Annotated in this window: 16 protein-coding genes and 1 riboswitch; of the genes, 5 read left to right on the top strand and 11 right to left on the bottom strand. The window is 40.8% G+C overall.

The genetic code is table 11. The annotated features are described in order from the left end of the window. Window positions 1–54: 54 nt before the first annotated feature. Together NQT69_RS00200 and NQT69_RS00205 are read right to left on the bottom strand one after the other, a co-directional pair. Complete coding sequence (locus tag NQT69_RS00200; protein ID WP_256825723.1) at window positions 55–3,231, bottom strand: efflux RND transporter permease subunit; 3,177 nt, start codon at window positions 3,229–3,231, stop codon at window positions 55–57. A gap of 3 nt (window positions 3,232–3,234) precedes the next feature. Then, on the bottom strand, window positions 3,235–4,407 hold the full coding sequence (locus NQT69_RS00205; RefSeq protein ID WP_256825724.1) for an efflux RND transporter periplasmic adaptor subunit: 1,173 nt from the start codon (window positions 4,405–4,407) through the stop codon (window positions 3,235–3,237). Between the two features lie 127 nt (window positions 4,408–4,534). On the opposite strand from NQT69_RS00205, the gene NQT69_RS00210 reads away from it, so the two are divergent. Continuing rightward, window positions 4,535–4,798 carry a YkgJ family cysteine cluster protein gene (locus tag NQT69_RS00210; RefSeq protein WP_256825725.1) on the top strand — a complete coding sequence of 88 codons (264 nt, stop codon included), beginning with the start codon at window positions 4,535–4,537 and terminating at the stop codon, window positions 4,796–4,798. A gap of 72 nt (window positions 4,799–4,870) precedes the next feature. Here NQT69_RS00210 and NQT69_RS00215 read toward each other — a convergent pair whose 3' ends face one another. Further along, window positions 4,871–6,727 carry a TonB-dependent receptor plug domain-containing protein gene (locus NQT69_RS00215; RefSeq protein ID WP_372822789.1) on the bottom strand — a complete coding sequence of 619 codons (1,857 nt, stop codon included), beginning with the start codon at window positions 6,725–6,727 and terminating at the stop codon, window positions 4,871–4,873. 201 nt (window positions 6,728–6,928) lie between these two features. Between NQT69_RS00215 and NQT69_RS00220 the strand changes: the two genes are divergently transcribed. Then, window positions 6,929–7,429 (top strand): peptide-methionine (S)-S-oxide reductase, encoded by a 501-nt coding sequence (locus tag NQT69_RS00220; protein WP_256825726.1) that lies wholly within the window; start codon window positions 6,929–6,931, stop codon window positions 7,427–7,429. Between the two features lie 74 nt (window positions 7,430–7,503). On the opposite strand, the gene NQT69_RS00225 is transcribed toward NQT69_RS00220, so the two are convergent. The 4 genes from NQT69_RS00225 to NQT69_RS00240 form a co-directional block, all read right to left on the bottom strand. Next, window positions 7,504–8,052 carry a DUF4136 domain-containing protein gene (locus tag NQT69_RS00225; protein WP_256825727.1) on the bottom strand — a complete coding sequence of 183 codons (549 nt, stop codon included), beginning with the start codon at window positions 8,050–8,052 and terminating at the stop codon, window positions 7,504–7,506. A gap of 179 nt (window positions 8,053–8,231) precedes the next feature. Then, entirely contained in the window at window positions 8,232–11,009 is a 2,778-nt protein-coding gene (locus NQT69_RS00230; RefSeq protein WP_256825728.1) for an ATPase, read from the bottom strand. Continuing rightward, on the bottom strand, window positions 11,009–11,554 hold the full coding sequence (locus NQT69_RS00235; protein WP_256825729.1) for a condensin complex protein MksE: 546 nt from the start codon (window positions 11,552–11,554) through the stop codon (window positions 11,009–11,011). Before NQT69_RS00235 ends, NQT69_RS00230 begins: the two co-directional genes overlap by 1 nt. A 26-nt stretch (window positions 11,555–11,580) precedes the next feature. Further along, window positions 11,581–12,840, bottom strand: coding sequence for a hypothetical protein (locus tag NQT69_RS00240; RefSeq protein ID WP_256825730.1), 1,260 nt, complete (start codon window positions 12,838–12,840; stop codon window positions 11,581–11,583). A gap of 162 nt (window positions 12,841–13,002) precedes the next feature. On the opposite strand from NQT69_RS00240, the gene nhaD reads away from it, so the two are divergent. Both nhaD and lysC read left to right on the top strand, forming a co-directional pair. Further along, on the top strand, window positions 13,003–14,250 hold the full coding sequence (nhaD, locus tag NQT69_RS00245; protein ID WP_256826707.1) for a sodium:proton antiporter NhaD: 1,248 nt from the start codon (window positions 13,003–13,005) through the stop codon (window positions 14,248–14,250). 114 nt (window positions 14,251–14,364) lie between these two features. After that, window positions 14,365–14,536, top strand: a riboswitch (Lysine riboswitch). Between the two features lie 76 nt (window positions 14,537–14,612). Beyond that, a complete protein-coding gene (gene lysC, locus NQT69_RS00250) occupies window positions 14,613–16,013 on the top strand; it encodes a lysine-sensitive aspartokinase 3 (RefSeq protein ID WP_256825731.1) in 1,401 nt (466 codons plus the stop codon). Here the strand turns inward: lysC and NQT69_RS00255 are convergent. Continuing rightward, window positions 15,996–16,736 (bottom strand): 4'-phosphopantetheinyl transferase family protein, encoded by a 741-nt coding sequence (locus NQT69_RS00255; protein WP_256825732.1) that lies wholly within the window; start codon window positions 16,734–16,736, stop codon window positions 15,996–15,998. The genes lysC and NQT69_RS00255 overlap by 18 nt on opposite strands. Window positions 16,737–16,888: 152 nt before the next feature. Here NQT69_RS00255 and NQT69_RS00260 point away from each other — a divergent pair, with 152 nt between their 5' ends. Then, window positions 16,889–18,211 carry a sodium-dependent transporter gene (locus NQT69_RS00260; protein ID WP_256825733.1) on the top strand — a complete coding sequence of 441 codons (1,323 nt, stop codon included), beginning with the start codon at window positions 16,889–16,891 and terminating at the stop codon, window positions 18,209–18,211. Window positions 18,212–18,290: 79 nt separating this feature from the next. On the opposite strand, the gene NQT69_RS00265 is transcribed toward NQT69_RS00260, so the two are convergent. The 3 genes from NQT69_RS00265 to aceK form a co-directional block, all read right to left on the bottom strand. Next, window positions 18,291–18,737, bottom strand: coding sequence for a ferritin-like domain-containing protein (locus NQT69_RS00265; protein ID WP_256825734.1), 447 nt, complete (start codon window positions 18,735–18,737; stop codon window positions 18,291–18,293). Window positions 18,738–18,980: 243 nt separating this feature from the next. Then, window positions 18,981–19,919, bottom strand: a complete 939-nt coding sequence (locus tag NQT69_RS00270) for a LysR family transcriptional regulator (RefSeq protein ID WP_256825735.1) — start codon at window positions 19,917–19,919, stop codon at window positions 18,981–18,983. 15 nt (window positions 19,920–19,934) lie between these two features. After that, window positions 19,935–21,659: a bifunctional isocitrate dehydrogenase kinase/phosphatase gene (gene aceK, locus NQT69_RS00275; RefSeq protein ID WP_256825736.1), complete on the bottom strand. Its 1,725-nt coding sequence runs from the start codon at window positions 21,657–21,659 to the stop codon at window positions 19,935–19,937. Window positions 21,660–21,726: the final 67 nt, after the last annotated feature.

Genomic DNA, 21,726 nt, shown 5'->3' on the forward strand with positions numbered 1-21,726 from the left:
ATAAAAAAGCCCGAGTTGTAAACAATTCGGGCTAGTTGGTTGGGATATCAAAAATTATGAATGGCTAGGGGTTTTATCCTCAGTCAGGGCGCTGGTTACCTGCGTATCGGTCGTAGTATCTTTACCACGTAATTTACGTATCACTCGCTTCGTATCTTCTAGTGCAACGTATTGGCAAGGGATCAAAATCAAGGTGATTACAGTGGCAAATAACACCCCAAAGGCGAGTGACACAGCCATTGGAATTACAATTTGTGCCTGTAGGCTGGTTTCCATAATAATGGGTAATACCCCAATAAAGGTGGTTACTGAGGTCAGTAATATTGCTCTAAAGCGACGGGCACCCGCTTGCATCACCGCCTCTTTAATCGCGACTCCTTCAGCACGTGCTTTATTTACAAAATCAACCATAACAAGTGAGTCATTAACAACAATACCTGCTACGGCAATAATGCCAAACATCGATAGACCGCTCATAGTCATACCTAATGCCATATGACCAAACATGGCACCTACAACACCAAATGGGATCACCGACATAATAATCAGTGGTTGCGAGTATGAGCGAAGCGGTATGGCTAATAAAGCAAAGATAATCATCAGTGAAATAACAAAATCACGTAGTTGTTCATCAGCACTTTCCATCTCTTCTTGAACTCGTCCAGCGACATTACTTTTAACACCAGGGTAATTTTTAAGAAGCGACGGTAAGTATTCGTCACGAATTTCTTGCGCAATGGCAAATGGCTCAACTTTGTCGGTATTAATAGCCGCCCATACATTGACCGTTCTGTTTGAGTTTTCACGGCGGATACTGTTAACACCATCTACTAAGTTGATTTGTGCTACTTCGCTAAGCGGAACTTCAGCACCGGATGGCGTAATAATCCGCGTACTGTGTATATTACTGATAGAGTTACGTTCGTTTTCAGGATAGCGGATCATTACTTTGATCTCTTCGCCTTCACGTAAAATACGCTGAGCTTCTAATCCGTAGTAGCTAAAGCTAACTTGAGATGCAACATCAGTTAGCGTTAAACCCATACTATAGGCAAGCGGTTTTAAATTAAGTTGCACTTCGTCTGTCGCGCTTTGCAATGAGTCGTTGACATCGCCCACACCTTCCATGCTTTGTAATTTTGCTTTTAGTTTTGTTGCCACTTGCTTAAGTTCATCGGCATTTTTACCTTCAAGCCTAAAGCTAACATCACCGTCATCTCGGCCACCGCCAAACAGGTTATCTTGAATTGTAAGGGTTTTAACCCCCGGTAGTGGCGGCATTTTTTCACGCCATAATGCGCTGAGTGTAAAGGTATCAATAGGGCGTTTGTCAGGTTCAATAAGCACGGCCATTAATTGAGCTCCGGTACGGCCTCGAAGACTAACTGAAAGGTCACGAATCATTTTTTGTCCGTACTGGGCTTCAAGTTCTTCATCAACACTAAGTAGTACCGCTTCAATTTTTTTAGCTGTTTCGAGTGTTGCCTGCTCCGACGACTCAAGATTCATTTCTACAACAATGCGCGGAAAATCATGAGGGATTTTAGGGTTAGGTACAAATTTAACCAAACCGCCTGCAAACATACCAGCACTGACAATTAAAATGCATAAGAAACCAATAATTACGGCGTAACGGTAATGAATACAGTGACCTACAAATGGCGTGTAATAATTTTCGACAAATGATTTTAAGCCAGTATCAACAATCATGCGCACTTTGTGTAATGGATTTTTAGGGTTGGGCTTACGTGGGTTCATTGCTGCTATATGTGCAGGCAAAATGAGTTTTGATTCTACCAACGAGAAAATCAAACATAATATAATCACGACACCAATGGCTTTTGAAAACGCAGCGCCGGGACCAGAGGCCATTGCTTGTGGTAAAAATGCGGCAATGGTTGTTAAGACGCCAAATGTCGCAGGCATAGCAACACGCTTTACACCGCGTATAACATTATTAAGAGAGTGGCCGTGTTTTTCAATTTCTGCACTGGCAGACTCACCCACGACTATGGCATCGTCGACCACAATGCCGAGTACAATAATAAAGGCGAATAAAGACACCATATTAATGGTGATGTCTAAAAAGCCCACTGGCATAAATAAAAATGCACCTAAGAATGAGACTGGCAAGCCCATCATTACCCAGAATGCTAATCTCAGTGGTAAAAATAATGCCAATACAATCATGACTAAAATACCACCCCAGATCATATTATCGACCATCATATCAAGTCGACCTTGTAGGTAGTAAGTCATATCAACCATAGGTGTTAGCTTTACACCCTGTGGTAATTGCGACTCTTTTTCTGCCATGTATTGTTTAAGTACTTTGGCAACGTTTGTAATATCTTGATCTTTAGACGCGTTAATTTCAAAAATTAGTGAGTTTTTACCATTGTATTTAGAGTAAAGTAAGCCTTCTTCAAAGCCATCATTAATGGTAGCTACATCGCCTAAGTAGATTTGTGCGCCGTCAGCCAGGGTGATCAAAGGCAGGCTTTCGAATTCGCTGCCTCTATATGCTTGCTTTTCAACTCGCATAGAAATATAGCCATTGTCAGAGCGAATTTGGCCTGCTGACATATTAGTCGAAAAGTTTCTCACTGCGTCAGAGACATCTCTAAAGGTGAGGCCGTATTCACGCAGTTTATCTGGACTGATCTCAATGCCTATTTCGTAATTTAAGCCGCTGAAAAAATCAACTAAATTGACGCTAGGTAAGGCTAGTAATTCATCCTCTAAATTAGTACCTAGTTCTTTTAATTGTGCATAGGTCATGTCGCCATAAAGCGCAAGTACCATTACTTCTTGCTGAAATTTTTCGCGCTGAATAACCGGGCGCTCCATACCTGCAGGGAACGAATTAATAGAATCTACTTGTGCTTTTATTTCGTCGAGGGCTTCTTGCAGGTCATATTTTTCTTCAATTTCGATCCACGCTTGAGAATAACCACGGTTAGAATAGGTGATCAGGCGTTTTATGCCTTCAGTACCTTCGAGGTTTTCTTCAATTTTGATGGTAATCCCTTCTTCAACCTCTTGCGGGGCAGCACCTGGATAGATTGCTTGAACACTTACCCAATTACTTTCAAACTGAGGAAACGCTTGCTTACGAATGGTTAAAGCGGTTAGCAGGCCACCCACAAGTATAAAAATCATAATTAAGTTTGCCGCAACTGGGTTACGGGCAAACCAGGCAATTAAGCCTTTTTCATTCTCAATGCTCATGCTTTATTCCTCTTTTAGTGCAAGTTGGGTTGCACCAGTAGGTTTATCAGTGTCATTAAGTTTGACTTGCATGCCTTCAGTGGGAAAATCTAAAGCCGATGTGATCAATTGCTCACCCTCACTTAACCCTTGTGACGCGATGACCATGCCATTTTGTTCTCTAACGATGTTGAGAGACTTAAACGAAAGCGTTAAATCGTCATTCATTACCACTATTTTGCCGTTTTTCACTAAGTGATGAGGAACGATTATCGCATTATCCAGTTCACGGCCAGCAATAGTGGCATTGATATAAGAGCCATAACGCAGTGGTTGTTCACTTGCATAAGGGGTGTTTACTTGCGCAACCAAATAACTCATACGGCTTTTTTGATCAATAACGCCTTCATTACGGACAATTTCAGCCTGCCACGTTGTAGGCTTACCGGCAAAATCGGCACTGAGTGTGACGGTTGCTCCGATACCGCCGTTTATCAGGTATTGCAGTTCTTTATCAGCAACAGGTAAACGAATTTCGGCAATTGATGTTGAACTGAGTTCACCAAATTTACTGCCAATATTTACAACACTGCCAAGGCTAATATCTCTTGCTGCTATGATAGCGTCATACGGAGCTTTTATATAAGTGCGCTCTAGGTTACGGCTGGCGCGTTTTTCAGCTGCTTGTGCTGCACGATATCGAGCTAGTTTTTCAGCTAGTTGTGGCTTACGAAGATAAAGGTTTGAGGGGATCATTTCGTTTGAGTCATCTTTTATACGATCCCATTCAGCTTTTGCGACGTGGGCTTGAGCACGTTCGATTTCAAGATCAGCACTTGCTTGCGCTAACCCTGCTTGGGCTTCAATTAAAGCTGCTTCATAATCATTTGGATCAATTCGTGCTAGAATATCCCCTTGCTTAACAAAACCACCTTGGACAAATTGTTCAGATACATAAACTACTTGGCCACTTACTTGAGCTGTGAGTAGGGTATGATCTTTCGCTTTAACTACACCATAAGATTTAACATCAAGGGTGATGGCATCAAGGTGAACCGCATCAGTTGAGACGAGAGGGCGGGTATCTTGTTCTGGTTTTTCTTCTGGGGGTTGCTTCATAGATGAGAAACCAACTGCCAGTGCGATGCCGCCTACCAATACGGCAATAGGTAGAATAATTTGTTTTTTAGTAGCCACAAGGCTTTCCTCATAATTAGGTGACAGGGTAAGCATACTGAATAAAGTATTTACAAGTCGTATGAAGATGTAACAAAGCATTACATAATTAACAAAGTATCGGATTAAGGTAATTAAGGGGGCAAAGATGATGATACAATCAATGGCATGCAGACTAGGCTGCGGGGCATGTTGTATTGCACCTAGTATAAGCTCACCTATTCCTGGAATGCCAAATGGGAAAAAAGCGGGTGAGCGTTGTATTCAGCTAGATAACAATAACTTGTGTAAGTTGTTTGGTGATGAAAGACGTCCTAAAGTATGCAGTGATTTTACAGCCACAATTGATGTTTGTGGAACAACGAATGAGCAAGCTTTGCAATTGATCACTGAGCTTGAGCAAATGACTTAACAAGTTTAAGCATGCTGAAAATAAAAAACCGCGTTTAAAACACGGTTTTTTGACATACATTTTTTTACATTGTTACCAGCTGTAGGTTGCACTTAAGGTATATTGCTCACCACGCCCTGGTGTACCCGGTATTTCCTCGAATGACTCGCCCCATAAATTATCCGCTGCAAGCGTGATAAATAAGTTATCAAGCCATGGTGGCGTGACTTTAATGGTTAAATGGGTAAATAATGCGGTGTCGCCACTGCTGCGTAAAGCGTTCTCATGTTGTTTACGCCATTCATTATCAATACGAAATTCGACAATATCGGTTGGGTTCCACACGACTCCAAGGGTAATACGGTGATCTGGGAAGTTTAATGCGTAGAAACTGGCATCTATGTCTTGTGCACCGTAGGTTTCTGCTTTGTGTAGATAGCTATAACTTGTGATTACTTCAACAGTATCAAACTGCTTCGTGGCTAATAATTCAATCCCAGAGGTATCAATATCCACTGGGTTAGCAGCACGGGCATAGACTGAATCAAAACTGTAAGTCCAATCAGTTAAGCTTTCGTCTTGGCGATAAAACAACGCAGAGTTTAGCTGCCATGTTTGTCGCTCAAGTAAAAGCCCAAGCTCTAAGTTTTGCGTGGTTTCACGCTCGAGATCGTAATTACTTCTAAATAACCCGCCTGAGTCACTGCCGCCAATCGCGGTATAGCCGGCGACTTGGCTGGCTTGTGCGTACGACAAGTAAACACTCTGCTCAGTACCATCAGCATTCACTGTGTTCCAGTTAATATCTCCCAATAAGGATACTTCAGAATCATCTCTGTTAGTATCATCAAAGGCTACACCGAAGCGCATGGTGAGCAACTGGTTATCGGCTATAGCTGCTTGATATTCAGGTAGTACACTTATTTTATAATAATTACGAGAGGTGAAGTTATTTTCAAGGGTGGTGGATTCAATCGAATCTTCAATAAATTGTGCAGAATAATTTAAAGCGAATGCTTGATTATAAGCATGTCGCCCTGATAGCCCAAGGGACTTAACTTCGGTTTCATGAAAAGCCTCAAAGGCGCTAGGGTTTTCACGAGAATAAATATAATGATCGTTGTTTTTACGGTAATAAGTAGATATTTCAAATGAACTATTTGATGCGTAGCCCTGCTTATGATTAACCATAAAGAGTTCGGTATCTAAGTCTTCTGTTTCGTTTACCCCAAAAGGGGTGTACATATTTGGCCAGCCAAAAAACTTTTGTTGTGAGCCATAAAAGATATCGGTCTGTGACTGTGGGCCGACTAGCTGTACGCGGCCTGATACACGGCTAAAGTCATGGTCGCCATACTCTATAGTGCCGTCACTTTGTGAATGCGAATATTCACCTTGAAAGCCTAACTGCCAGTCTTTCATCCCCTCAAGAGGCATAGTAATGCCCGCATTCACGCTTTGCAGATTAAAGTCGTTGCTACCAACGCCTAAAGAAGCACTGCCGCCTGTGTTGATTGGTGTCCAACCAAAAGCAACTGTGCCTACAGAGCTATTCATGCCATACAGGGCGTTTTCAACCCCAGTAAAAATATCTGGGCCACTGAGCATTTGTGGAGCAATAGGGATCTCAGCAAAATAATGCCCTGATTGGGGGTCGAATAGCGTCGCACTGCCAACACGAAAGCCGGTGTTTTCAAAAATACCACCGCGAATGGTGACATCGGCTTGTGCTTCGGCCATATTACGTGATTGTAAATCAACACGTGGATCGTATTCTAAGTTAGACACTGGGGCATCAAATGTTCCAACGGGAAGTTGATTGGCCGTGGCTGACGCATGCACCGTAATTTGTTCAATCTCATCGGTATTGTTTTTTTGCTCGGTAGCTAATGTGAGTGTTGAAAAACTACATAACAAGGTAGGTAATGCTAGGTGTACAGGTTTGATCACGTTAAAATCTCTTTGCGCTTATACTAATTGTTCTAGTTGTGCAGTTAGGTACGTCAGTTATTTTATTATTGAGTACATGGTTAGCACGTGATTAAAATAGGGCGCTATTGTATCTGATTGAGAAAAAATTGCATTTGCTAATCATCTCTCTTTGTAACTGCTCAATCTTATTTCTGCTAAACAATTGCTAGGTTGTAATACATGAATACCATTAATAACACTGATTTCGAAACTGTCTATTTTGCTGGTGGTTGCTTGTGGGGTGTGCAAGAATTTTTTAAGCATTTGCCCGGCGTGGTATGCACCCAAGCTGGGCGAGCGAATGGCACAAACACTACGACGCAAGGTGCGTATGATGGTTATGCTGAATGCGTAAAAGTAATATTTGATATAACTAAGGTATCGCTTAATAAGTTAATCGATTACTTTTTTGAAATCATTGACCCTTACAGTATTAATAAGCAAGGAGATGATGTAGGGCCTAAATACCGTACGGCAATTTACAGTGAACAGAAGGCTCATTTAACCCTTGCTCATGCTTATATTCAAAACCGAGATGACGCCGATAAGGTCGTGGTTGAAGTACAAGCATTGATAAACTATGTTGCAAGCGATGCTGAGCATCAAGACCGGTTAACTCATTTTCCTGATGATTACTGTCATATTCCCTTGTCCTTGCTACACAAATATAAAGTGGATTAGGTTTGAATATTAAATTGTTTAGACACAAAAAAGCTCACTAAAAAGTGAGCTTTTTTTACATTATTTATAGCAGATTATTCAGCTAGTTTTTCAGGCGGGAAGCCAGAAAGAATAGTTGCGACAGCTTCTTTTACTGCTTCGTTACGCTCTTCAGGTGATTGCTTTTTCTGTAAGCGGCCTTCGCGAGCACCACGCCATACTAGTTGGTTAGATTCACGGTCAATTACGTCTAAAATAAGCGTACCCACATCGTATTCGTGAGTAGTGGTTTGCGTGTTATAGCCCATACCCCAGTAATTCCAGCGTGCGCCGTAGCCTACGTTAAACGTATCTACGTCGATTTTAGTATCAACTGAAGCGTGGTAGTTAAGTAGCACATCAGCAGCAGAAATATCAACAAGTGACATACCTTGAGCAGCTAACTGAGTATTAACCGCTTCACGAACACGTTGCTCCATTAATGGACTAATTTGGTAATTACCTGCATTCGCTAAAGTTGCTTGTGGTAACCAAGCAAAGGTCTTGTAGTTAGTAAAATCAACAGATTTATCGTAATCCACATCAGGGGTTTTAGCACATGCTGCAAGTAATAATACAGCAGCCGCAATTAGTAGGTTTCTCATGGTGTTTGCTCCTCGGCAAATTTATATCTCTATTTGTTTGATAACATAACATAAAAATAATTCAACGGAATGTTATTTTTTGTCAATTTAGTTAAAACATTAGTATAAATTTAGGGTTATTGCGTAAGCTTAGTCCTTACAAAATGAATAACCCATTAACTGGTGAATTTATTTAGTCGTTATTCATGTTCCACTTCAATCCAGTCTTTTTCATCCACCCAGTTTTGTGCACCATCTTTAACAGAACGGATTGGCACAATGTAGTCACAACTGACTTGCGGCTTAACTGAGGCAAAAATTGGCACAAAACCAAAACTCAATGCTGTTTCGATAATGGCTTTTTGGTTTTGCGGATCGATATCGGCAGCCTCATCAATATAGATAGGGATGCGGTACAGGTTTTGCTCTTGATCGCTTAACAAGTAACGAATAAACAACATGCCGCATAACAATTTAATTGTAATACGAGTACCGTTAGAACCTGCCGAGTCGATTTTATCGAAATGCTCGGTTTCACCTGCACGGTTAACCACTTCAAAGCGAATATCAAACAAGTCGGTCAAGGTTAAACCAGCCTTATCAGAGGCCAGTTGTATTAAGTGATCTTTCGCTTCGTTTACTGCGCTTTCGCTATAAGGTTCTTGGCTTAATAAATCAAGGGTATCGCCATGCTCAAACTGATTGGAAGCGCTGATAATGGTATCAATACTATCAACCAGCATTTTGCGCGGTATCACGTTAATTTTAAACGCTTGTAGGTTTGAAATGCGGTGCTGACTAATGCCTTTATTAAAACTATTCATTTCACGGCGTAAGCGATCTAAATCTTCACGTAGGCCTTTAATGGTTGCTGCAACTTCGGTAAGTGCAACCCGCGCTTGGCGCTCTACAGCATCGCGTTCGTTATCAATATTATGAAATGCACTGATCAGTTTTTGGTATTTAGTAAACTCATCATTTTCGTTATCAAATTTAGTAATACCAGCGTTATAGATATGCAAATAGGTATTACGTACGTTGATATCAAAGTTACGTAGTTCTTGGCAATCTTTATTAAAGTGATGCACTAAATCGCTTAAGTTATCAAAGTCGATTTGTATATCAATCATGTATGGGGTGACTTTGCCACTGTATAAATCTAAGGTGTGATCAATTCGCTCTGCTTTTACTTGGCGTAAGCGCTCGCTTTGGCGTGATATAAGCTCTTTTTTCGATTTGATGATTGAGCGTCTATCAGCAATTGAACCACTATTTTTTTGAATATCTTGGAGGTAGTCATTTACTTGTTCGCGCTCGGCGACTAACTGCTCTTTTAGTAGTGCCTGTGCATCAATAGATTGCAGCATGACCTCGTATTGCTCAAAGCGTTTTAGCGCGCTTTCACAGCTCATTAGCTCATCGTAAAGGGCTTCTTTTTCTTTTTGCTTATCAGCAACATTTGCAGCCACTTCACGTTGTTGTTTGAATTCTTTTAAAGAGTTTTCAAGGGCGGTTAATTGGGCTGTGAGTTGCTCTTTGTTCTCACCTGTTTGCATCTGTACAGGGGAGAGCTTTTTCAGTTTAATAGTCGCGCCTGGCAGGGTAAGTACGCCGCCTTTAACGTTATCAGATAATTGCTCTAAAAACTGACCAAATGCATCTTCATCGCTGATATCAATGTCACCGCTGCTGGTGGTCGCAAACGAGAGAATATCAGGGTTTAGAATACGTGAAATTTCTTCCACTTCTTTAAGCGATAAGTCCTCACGCATGCGGGTGAACAAATTAAATTCAAGGTTTTTAAGTTGCAGTTTTAAACTTTTAATTTGCTTTTGGGTTTCACTGATCCGGTAATCAAGGGTATGTAAACTTTGCCCTTGTGCACTATTAATTGAATGCGAAAGTGACTCATAATCTTGTTTTAACTGGGCAAGGCTGACTTTAAGCGTGGCCATATTAACCAGTTCAAACTCTGCTTTTAAGGCATTAAAGTCTAAAAACCATTGCTCAATTTGGGTCTGCTTACGTTCTATATCACGCGATTGCTGAACGTAGAGCTGCTGCTTTTGTTCAAACTCGTGTTTTTCGTGTTCAATGTCTTCTAGGGCAACGTTAAGCTCACTAAGTTGTGCCTCTTGGTAAGTATCAAAGTCTATTAACGCTTGATCAATTTTAGGGGCGTAAGCGGCCAACTTTCCTTTGAGAACGGTTTGGTTTTCAAGCATTGATTCAAGTGCGCTGATTGGCTCTTGCATTGACTCAAGGGCTTTTAATTCACGTTTAGCACGATTTACTTTATCAAATGAGCGACGCCATACTTCATAAAAGTCGACTTTTGAATTTGACATATGGCGTTCAAACACGCGCAGCATAAAACGTTTTACATCTGCAGCGCCGAGCTTGTGTAAGTTTAAAATACGACGGAAGATTTCTTTATAAATCGCCGAGTCTTGCACATTGTTAAGTGGGATCATTTTTAAGTTAATGTCGCCATCAAACGGTGTTGCGCCGCCTGTTAATAAAGCGTTTAGCTCTTGGGCTTTGAGTTCAATCGGGTTAAAACCTTGCTCTTTTAAGTGATTAAATAGCTTGGTGAACTTAATAATGGTTTTGCCTTGCGTGTATTGCTCAAGCTCAAGCTTGCCTTGATAGCAAAAAAACTGATGAGCGTAGCCAGCAATTTTACCTAGCCCAGCAACACCGATGACCACTGGGCCTTGCGGTAAATTTGCTTCGAGTAAAATGTAAGATTGATCTGATGAGAAATAAAACTTACGGGTTTCATCTAAATCATGGCCATCCCACTCTGTAAGACGTAAATCATTGATAAGTGGAAACTGCAGAGCGTTAATAACCGAACTTTTACCGGTGTTATTTGGCGCGCAAATAGAGCTGCTTTTATCAAGGGGGATAACACACTTGGCGTAACCGGCGGTGTTTAAAAGCGCCAGTTTACTGAGGCCGTATAAATTTTGCATTACTCGCCCTCTCCTAGGTAGGTTTCTTCGTTTACTTCCATTAATGCATCGATGTAGCGGTAAACAGGGGCTTGTAACATAAAGCCACCTTCAACTTCGCGGGCAAGGCCGAGTCGAATCATACGTAAATAAACGTCTTTACGTAAATCTGAACCCGAAAAAATTTCGAGCTGATCAAATAAATGTTTGTTCATTTGCACTAAGGTTTGCATTAATTCTAAGTCGTTCACTTCATCAAATAGTGCGCGCATAGGATCTTTGCCAGTATTGGCATAATGCTCAATTAATATATAAACGGTGAGCGCGATTGCACGAGAAATTTTGCCCATGTTTGGTGTGCTCTCGTCACTGGCAAAATAATAAAAGCCACGGCTATCGTGTTGCAAGTCATGGCCGAGAGAGTTAAATAACGCACTGTATTGCTCAATGTGTTGATCAAGCTCTTGCCACATTAAGGTGTCTTGTTCGCTAATGTGGTAACCCGTTACCAGTTTTTTATTGATTGCTTGTAGATGTGTTAGCTCATCTAAATTAATTTCGGTCATAGTGATTACTCGTTCCCTGTTTGCTTTTACTTGCAATCAACAGGTTTAGAATTAAATGGAAAAAGGGAGAAATGTTGCCCGGCGATTTTAACTCGCATTTTTTCGTCGCTTTGGCTTATTTCAATATCAGTATCGCTAATTAATTTTTGATATAAAAACAGCATTTCATCGGCATCAAGCTCAGGGTAACTTTCACCTAGAAAAGTTAATAAAGGCTCAGGCTTTTTACGTTTAGCATTAAAACGCTTTTTGAAGCTGGTTTTAACATTGTTATAATCAGGGATATTTGGCGTCGCATAAGCGGGTACATCTTGCTGGTCGGGCAGTTCATATTCATTGTGTTCAAATTCCACCAAGCCTGCCATATAAGCCACCATGTGACGCTGTTGACCCAGTGAAAAACGCTGTGCATCAGAGACAAAATGCGGTTGCACACTGCTTAGCATGTTGTCGACACCATTTTTACGAATTAAGCCTAGTACTTTCGCTGCTTGGCGGGTGATCAAATTATTACGGCGTAACTCTTCACGCAGCGGCATAAGCATGTCGGCACTTTTACGTAAGCTCTCGCGGCCAACAAGATGCATTTCTAAAATACGCGTACGTAATTGCTCTAACATGCGTTTATCTTGATACGCTTTGCCTGAGCGTTCGATATACGCGATTTGTGTACTTATTTGCTCTTCAATGGTGCTAAAGCAAGCATGAAAATCACCACGAATATCCACCATTTCGAGCATAGGCTCAATGTATTCGTCAAAGGCTTCAATTACCGCTTTATAACGCTTTTGCAAAGATTGTACGGCATTATTTGCCTTAGCTTGCTCGACAATATTTAAAATCGCATTTTCATTGTGAGCAAACAGTTTCATTATTTTACGTACCCGATCATCCATAATCCGACTAAAGCGGCGTAATTCATCGTAGTCTTCAATCTCACCGGCATTGGCTAAGCGGTTGCCTAAGCGGGCAAGGTCATCCACTAATACACTTATCTCTTGCGCAAGTCCCAAGTGTTCTTCTTGCAATAAAAAGGTCGCAAAATCAGCAATAGCACGGTTAATCTCAAGCTGAGACGATTTTGCTAATGGAATAATAATATCTTGATTTAAAAGTCGGTTGGTTTCTTTGTAAATACGCTCGTTTGACCAAGTTGGTTGTTTTTGTTTGATCGCATTTTGTACGTCTTTTAAGCTAAAATCAGCCATTTTAAATCGTTTAAATAATAGTTCTAGCATTCCCCAGTGCTCGGTTAGGGTATTTAGTAACTTTTTAGCTGGGATCATAACGCTCCAGTAAATCTCTTTTTGGGCTGTATCAGCGATTAGTAATAAAATAGGTAATTGGCAATAGTTTTACAAAGCCTTTGGTGCTAGACTGCGCGCCGTGTCACATAAGTGACATCAAGAATGCAATTTTTACATTTTTCTAAAGGTTGTTCAAATACCATGGTAACGTCAATTATCCTAACCCTGATAACGCTGGCATTCGTGCTCATCGTTATAGAGGATATTATCCATGTAAACAAGGCCAAAACCACGCTTTTCTTTGGCACTTTATGCTGGATTATCTTATTTATCTCGCCGCTTAACGGGCAAAGCCCCGAAAATATACAACATCAACTTGATCACAATATTTTAGAGATTGCCACACTATGGTTGTTTTTAATGGCTGCAATGACTTTTGTTGCCTATTTGAACTCCAAAGGTTTTATCCAAAATATTGTGCACAGAGTGATGCCAAGTGCCATTAGCGAACGTAAGCTGATGTTTTTAATTGGTGGCTTTTCCTTCTTATTTTCGTCGATATCAGACAACATTACCGCCACGCTTATCTCACTTGCAGTCGTGATGTCGTTAAAACTCGATCCGAAAAAGCTTATTAAATACGCTACTTTAATCGTTTTTAGTGTTAATTCTGGCGGGGTATCACTTATCACCGGTGATGTGACTACACTGATGATTTTCCTCGATGGCAAAGTCAGTATTGCTAATTTGCTACTGCTTATTGTACCGGCATTGGCGAGTGTTGCTCTGCTGGCGATTATGTTGTCGTTTGGTTTAAATGGTGCCGTGGAGTTTACCAAACAACAAGAGCGACGTATTGAAAAAACCGATATCACCATAGCGGTTATTTTCTTATCGACGATTATTGCAACATTAACACTTAGCGTGCTTTACAGTGTACCGCCGTTGTTGACCTTCTTGTTCGGCTTATCGCTGATGTTTTTAACAGCCCAGTTTTTAATGCGCAAAAAAGACGTAAACAAAAAAATCATCGATTACATTCGTGAAATAGAATACGACACCTTGTTATTCTTTGTGGGTGTATTGTTGTTAGTCGGAGCTTTAAAAGAAGTGGGTGTGTTAAATCAATTCACTAAATTATATGAACTGATGCCTGCTCAGTATGCAAACTATTTAATGGGGATATTATCAGCTGCGGTTGATAACGTGCCGCTGACAGCTGCATTGCTCAAAGCTGATATTATAATGAGTCCACAGCAATGGCTGTCGTTTACCTATGCTACAGGTGTGGGCGGCTCTATGCTTATCATCGGCTCAGCCGCCGGTATTATCGCTATGAGCAAAGTAAAAGCGCTGACCTTTATGAGCTATTTACGTATGTCAGTGTATTTATTAATTGCTTATACTGTCGGTTATATGGGTTCATATGTCGCCGGTAGCTTTATTTAATCGAGCGAGATTTAATAAAATTGCTTGACAGCTAGACGTCTAAACGATAACTTTCAAAGCCCGCTTAACAGTGGGCTTTGTTATTTTAACCGTTTATTAAAGCTGGTTAATCTAACATTCAGAAGAGGTGCGATATTTAGGTACTTAATGTGAAGCGACGTTTGCTTTTGATCATTAAGGAGGGAAATACTCGCCGAGAAGAACAACTGACGTCACAGTGGTTTTTCGGTTTATGGGGCTGAATCCTCAAAACTGTCACCAATTTAGGTGGAGAGCTTCTGGCAGTGGACTTTTCTTATCAAGCACCCCCTTGCCGAGTTCTTCTTGTATTATCGTGGTTGAATGCCACAACAGGAGACGACATGAATACCCAAGTAGTTACAAATAACACGCAACAAATAAGCAATACAAAATCAGATTACGTAGTGGCTAAATTTGGTGGCACCAGCGTGGCTAATTTTGACGCTATGAGCCGTTGCAGTGAAATTATTGTAGCTGATAACACCGTACGCGTTGTAGCAGTGAGTGCCAGCGCCGGTGTAACAAACCATCTTGTCGCTTTATGCAATAAAGCGTTACCAGCTTCAGAGCGTAGCGAACACATAGAGGGCGTGATTGCTATTCAAGAAGCAATATTGAATGAGTTATCACTCGATGCAGATTTAGCCCATGGCTTTGACGAGACGATTAAAGCTTTTAAATCACTTGCCAGCGAGCCCCTCAAATCAAAGCAACAACATGATGAACTATTAAGTTTTGGTGAGCGTTTATCGTCTTATTTATTCACTCAAGTGCTGCGTTTAAATGGCTTAGACGCGGTACGTTTTGATGTACGCCAAGTGTTAAAAACAGATAGCCAGTTTTCAAAAGCAACCCCAGATGTTGCAGCAACGGCCAGTGCAGCAAAAGCGCACTTAATCCCATTATTAAAAGAGCATGTTGTGGTTACCCAAGGCTTTATTGGCAGTGATGCACACGGGCAAACAACCACCCTTGGCCGTGGTGGTTCTGATTACAGTGCGGCGTTATTAGCTGAAGCCATTAACGCAAAAAGCGTACATATTTGGACGGACGTTGTAGGCATATTCAGCACTGATCCGCGTTTGTGTGTAAAAGCAACGCCTATTGCCCGTTTAAGTTTTGATGAAGCCGCAGAAATGGCAACATTCGGTGCAAAGGTATTGCACCCAGCGACTATTTTACCCGCCAGTAGAAGCCATATTAGTGTGTTTGTAGGTTCAAGTCGTGAGCCTGAGCGTGGTGGTACGTGGATCGAACGTGAAAAATCACAAGTACCTGGTATTCGTGCAGTAACACAACGTAAAAACCAAATTTTGTTGACCTTAAAAAGCCCTGAAATGCTTTTAGCTAGTGGTTTCTTAGCCCGTGTATTTACTATATTAAGTGAGTTTAATATCTCAGTTGATTTAGTAACAACCTCTGAAATTAGTGTGGCAATTACGCTAGATAATGCGCCGAATGCTTCTCGCCCTGAGCTAGATCAAGAGTGTTTAGATAAACTGGCTGAATTTTGTCATGTGTCGGTTGAAAACAACTTAACACTGGTGGCGCTGATAGGTTCTGAAATTCAGCTGCGCCAACAAGAAGTTAATTTAATGAATGTGCTTAGCGATTTTAATATTCGTTTAATTTGTCATGGTGCAAGTAAGCACAATTTATGCTTTTTAGTTGAACAAGCTGAATCAGACTTAGTTGTTCAAGCCATTCACAGCCGCTTACTTGAACTAGAAAGCGCCGCTTAATTGACTTAAATCATCAATATAAAAGCACTGCCAGTCAGTGCTTTTTTTATTGATGATAGTTATATCAAAGCCTTTAAATTCACAACTTTTGGCAGTTAAATTAGCCGTTGTAAGTTCGTTGAAAACATTGGGGCTGAGTAACTGAGCAATAGGGCGGCTGGTTGCTTTAGCTAAGGCTTCTTTTAAGGTCCAAATTCTAAAAAAGCGCTGGGCAGCATATTTATCAGTTTCGGTTATCAAGTCTACCTCATGCTGATGATAAAAATGCTTTGCTAGTTTTTCAAACGGGCGTTTTAAACTGATTTTTTCTATATCAAAACCAAATTCGATCTGCTCAATATTCAGCGCTGCTCCAACAAAACCATTTGAGTGTGATAGACAACTGCTCAGTACCGTATCGCTATTTTGTATATGCAATAAAAGTTTACTGCTTTGCTCATCAAATTCAGAGCTGATTTGATTAGCGGGAGTACCTGCAAATTCTGTAAAACAGTGTTTAACTAAAAATTTAAGTAATAGCCGAGTGGCGAGGTATTCTTGTTTTGCTTTGCTGCTTTTTCTGCGCTCAATAATTGCTAATTCGAAAGGGCTTAATAATGCTGCTAATGAGAACTGTGCAAGATTAATATGCTCTGCGTTTAATAGCAAAACGCATTGAGTATTGATATCTTCAGCGCTACATGAAGCTACTGTAAGGTGTTGATCGAAATATTGATTAGCCATAGCGTCCAGTTATTAGCAGTGAAAAGAAACAAGTTGGGTATAAATTGCGCACTTGATTGTGGTTCAAGCATGCGTAGGTAAATTTATTACTCAGTCGCTGTGAAATATGGTTTAATTCACATTAATGAAAAATAATAACAGATAGTAGATGTATGGCACAATTGCGTGATGGTTTTCAAAGCCGACTTGGTTTTGTATTGGCGGCGTCTGGCGCTGCGGTTGGTTTAGGTAATATTTGGGGCTTTCCTACGCAAGCGGCGAATCACGGTGGCGGTGCGTTTTTACTGGTTTATTTTATCGTGATATTTTTATTGGCCGTGCCTGCATTATACACAGAGCTATTTTTAGGTCATCAAGCCCAAGCGAATCCAGTTAAAGCACTTAAAAACGCATGGCAAGATCAAGCGCCAAAAGTAGGGGCCGCTGCTGGCTATTTAGGCTTAGCAGGGGCAATAGTAATGCTAAGTTTTTATTCGATTGTTGCCGGGTGGATGATAGCCTATGCCCTTGAACCCATTGCTACTTTTCTTGGTTTTACTCAGGTAAGTCAGTTTCTACAAACAGATTCTACAGCGCGTAATTTTGTATTTACGCCGCTAATGCTCATTCTGACTGCAAGCATCATTTTGCGAGGGGTTAAATCAGGAATTGAAACCTGGTCTCGTCGCTTAATGCCTATGTTGTTGGTTTTATTAGTTGGTTTAATTTTTTACATTGCCACGCTTGATGGCGCAAGTGAAGGCTTTGCCGCCTACTTGGTTCCTGATTTTAGCCAAGTGTTTGATCCTAATTTAATTATAGCGGCTATGGGGCAGGCGTTTTTCTCCCTATCATTGGGTGTGGGCTGTATGATGATTTATGGCTCTTACCTACAGCCTGATGCCAATTTACCTCGATTAACGGCCTCAGTAGCACTACTTGATACTGGTGTCGCATTCTTAGCAGGTTTGTTAATCATCCCTGCAATTTATGTGGCTCAGCATAACGGAGTACAAGTATTTAGTGATGGCAAACTCGTTGGCGAAGCACAGCTTATTTTTGCAATTTTGCCCCAGCTATTTAATACCATGGGTGAAATAGGTTTAGCGGTTGGATTATTGTTTTTCGTACTCATGTCGATAGCCTCACTGACCTCGACCATTTCATCAACTGAAATCCCTGTGGCCTTCTTAGTTGAAAATCATCAAGTTGAGCGTAAATCCGCGACCTTAATGGTTAGTCTAACGGTATTGGCTGCATCGTCATTAATCATCTTTAACTTTGACTGGTTATTTGGTCTAGTGATCATGGTGCTGACGCAATATCAGCTACCATTAATGGGGTTGTTTTACTTTATAACAGTAGGCTGGTTGTGGCACCGTGGTAACCAACTACACCAAGCAAGCAGCGGCTTTAAATTTTGGTTTGCTCAGTATATCCGTTTTGTCTGCCCAATTTTAATGACCGCCGTGTTTGCTAATGTAGCGTTTGGGTAAATAGAGTCATTAGTTTTCTTTCTTGTTCTTATTTATAAAAAGCCCAACGCGAAGTTGGGCTTTGGCTTAACGAATTATATTAGTGCTTTTGTTGCATGCGGCTCATTTCTGTATGGCAGCTTTGCATTGTCAATAACACTTTAGATAATGCCGCTTCACAGTCATGTGGCTGTGGCTTTTTCATAGCGGCTTTAATTTCTTCCAATGTTTTATCTTCCACTTCTTCAAGCTCTTTAACGTAAGTTTGATCGTTGTCTGAACTGAACTTAGTGATTAAAGACGTATATGCACGACGTGCTTCAACAGCAAATGATGAGCCATCTTCGCGCTCACCTTTTTCATTGATAGCATAGGGTTGTAGGCTTTCTACACTTACTTTACGGGCATCTATCATACGTTGAAAAAGTGCGCCTACGGCGGGGTCGTCAACTTTGTCCTGTGCTTTTTCATAAAAGTCGATGCCGCTGTTCATTACTTGGATAATGTCAGTGATATGATTCGCTTCTTGTCCTTGATGGGTATTCATAATAATGACCTCTTTAAGTTAAATGAATTAAATGTCATTTAACTTAAAGCAAGGCGCATTCCAGATGGAAAAATTAAATTAACCATTTGATATTTATTAATTTTTAATTTGTTCGATGTGTGTTTTTAATTTTATCAGCTTACTCTACTCGCAAATTTTACAAACAGTTATGTAATTGTTTTAATTAACCTGAACTTTGGTTAAGAGATTCACTATATTTTGATTTATTATCCAAAATTCAGGTTATTTAAGCTCATCAGCCACTTCAGCTATTTTTTGTCTGAGCCAAATATGGCTGGCATCGCGATGAAGTAGCGGGCTCCATATCATGTCTAACTCAAATGGTGGGATGGGAAAAGGCGGCTCTAAAATGGTCAAGCCAGGGTCGTCTAAATAAATATTTGCGGCTTTTGATGGCAACGTCGCGACTAAGTTTTGCTCTTTCGCTAAGTGAATAGCGACGTGGTAGTTACGAGTAAAAGTGGCAATATTGCGATGTTTGCCAAAATGAGCAAGGGCCTCATCAACCCAGCCAAGCTTTTGCACATCTTTTGGATCCATGCCCACGCCAACACCAAAGCCTGTCTTACTTACCCATATATGGCGAGCTTTTAAATAGCTATCTAGGCTAAAACTTTCGATTATGGGATTATCGGCTTTAACTAAGCAACAGAAGCTGTCTTTCCAAATGCGTTTATGGTGAAACGATTGGGGTAGGTTTTCAAAGCGATTGATTGCCATGTCTACTTTACCATTTTCTACATCGTGGAAGGTGACATCACTGGGTGTGAGAATATCCAAGGTGGTGTCAGGGGCTTCTTCATGTAATTTACTTAGTAGTCGTGGAGCGAGTGTGCTGGCGGCGTAGTCACTGGCCATGATCCTGAACACACGTTTACTTTGGCTTGCTTCAAACTCCCTATTAGGCGCCAGCGTTTCTTCTAGGGTCATTAATATTCCACGGATCACTGGCTGTAACTCAATAGCGCGTTCGGTAGGTACCATGCCATCACTGGTGCGTACTAAAATAGGATCGTTAAATAAGTTGCGTAACCGTTTTAGGCCATTGCTCATTGCAGGCTGAGTGATATTGAGTTGGTTTGCGGCACGAGTGACATTGCATTCGCGCAGTAGGGTGTCTAAGTAAACCAGTAAATTTAAATCTATCTTACTAATGTTCATTGTGTGTCCTTGCGTTTACCAGTACTGGATAAAACGTTGTGTGTGAGGATAAGGGTAAATGTGGCTAACGATACCGTTTGTTATATTTTTTTGCGCTTGTTGCCAATAGTTTACATCCAAAAGCTCAGGGTGTGCCTGGGTGAAAATAGCTTTATAACGCGGGTTAGGCATAACAAAAGTACAGAGTTGTTCAGGAAATACATCTTGCGGCGCAACTGAGTAACTTTGTTCATCTGTTAAATAATCATCATAGCTTTTGGCTTTTGGTAGTGCTCTAAAATTCATATCTGTTAGGTATTGCACTTCATCATAATCATAGAAAATGATACGTTTATGGTTACTGACACCAAAGTTTTTAAGCAGCATATCACCGGGAAATATATTAACCGCAATCATTTCTTTGAGGGCTTGGCCATATTCTGTGATTGCCGTTGTCGCCTCTTCCTCAGTGGCTGTTTCTAAAAATAAGTTCAGCGGGGTCATACGTCGCTCAATATATAAGTGCTTTATAATGACTAAATCATCTTCAATCACCATTGACTCACCAATGGTGACTTTAAGCTGTACGAGTAACTTATCGTCAAAGCGCGATAAAGGAAATACGACGTTCGAATACTCTATGGTATCAGCCATGCGGCCAACACGGTCATGGCTTTTAACGAGTTGATAGCGTTTAAGAACGGTGTCTCTGCCAAATGGTTTGCTTTCGCCAAATTTATCTTTAATTACTTTAAATACATAACCGAATGAGGGAAGGGTAAACACCATCATCACCATACCTGGCGTTCCTGGGGCTATGATAAAATCATCTTTAGAGCGTCCTAAGTGGCCAAGAAACTCTCGGTAGAACTCTGTCTTGCCTTGCTTATGAAAACCAATGGCATTATAGAGCTCTGCCAATGTTTTATTTGGCATTAATTGATTTAAAAAACGTACCAATGCGGAAGGTGCATGCGTTTCAACCATAAAGTAAGCACGAGCAAAGCCAAAAATCACCCGCATTTGAGATGAGTTGGTCAGTAGGGCATCTAAATAAAGCCCGTCATTATTATGGTGTAAAACAGGAATGATAAAAGGCTGAATACCACTGCTTGAAACTACTCGACCAACAATATAGGCTGCTTTGTTGCGATAAAAGGGGGTTTGCAGTATATCAAAGCGCATTTGCCATGCGCTGTGATGGGTATCCGGTGCTTGTTTATAAAACGCCTTTACCAGCAAGCGAATATCACGCTCTAGATCAACAAAATCAGCCTTAAAGTCAAACTGCTCTATTATTTTACGGATGGTCGGTTTAAGCCCATCAATAACGGGGAAGTAACTTCTGTACTCCGCTTCAATCGGTAAAGCAGGTGCATCAGCAAGCGATGTTTCGACAAAAATAAAATCATTATTAAAGTAGCGACGATGAAAAAGCCGACAAAATACCGAGTTATAAAATGTTTCTGCAAGCTCTGCTTGAGGGTGAAATTGCAGAAACTGTTGGTAATGTTGTTTACTGGCGAGCCATAATTCTTCATCCAGTTGCTCGCTAAGGGTTAAATGTGCCGTTTTTAAATGTGTGATGGTTTCGTTTACGCGTTCATCATAGTGACTTATTCTAAGCCGGCTTATTTCATGTAATTGTGGCCAATTTTGTGAAGCAAAGGCGACAGGTGCCTCGGCGGTAATTTGTTGGAATAATTGATAGTGCTTTTTAAAGCCTTTTAATATGAACTCAGCAATTGTGTGTGCGTGCATGTGAGAGTACTCCTAAAAAACGACATAGAGTTTTTACTCTATACTTGTTAAGAGTATGCTAAAAAAT

The organism is Pseudoalteromonas shioyasakiensis, from assembly GCF_024518675.1.
Lineage (GTDB): Bacteria > Pseudomonadota > Gammaproteobacteria > Enterobacterales > Alteromonadaceae > Pseudoalteromonas > Pseudoalteromonas shioyasakiensis_B.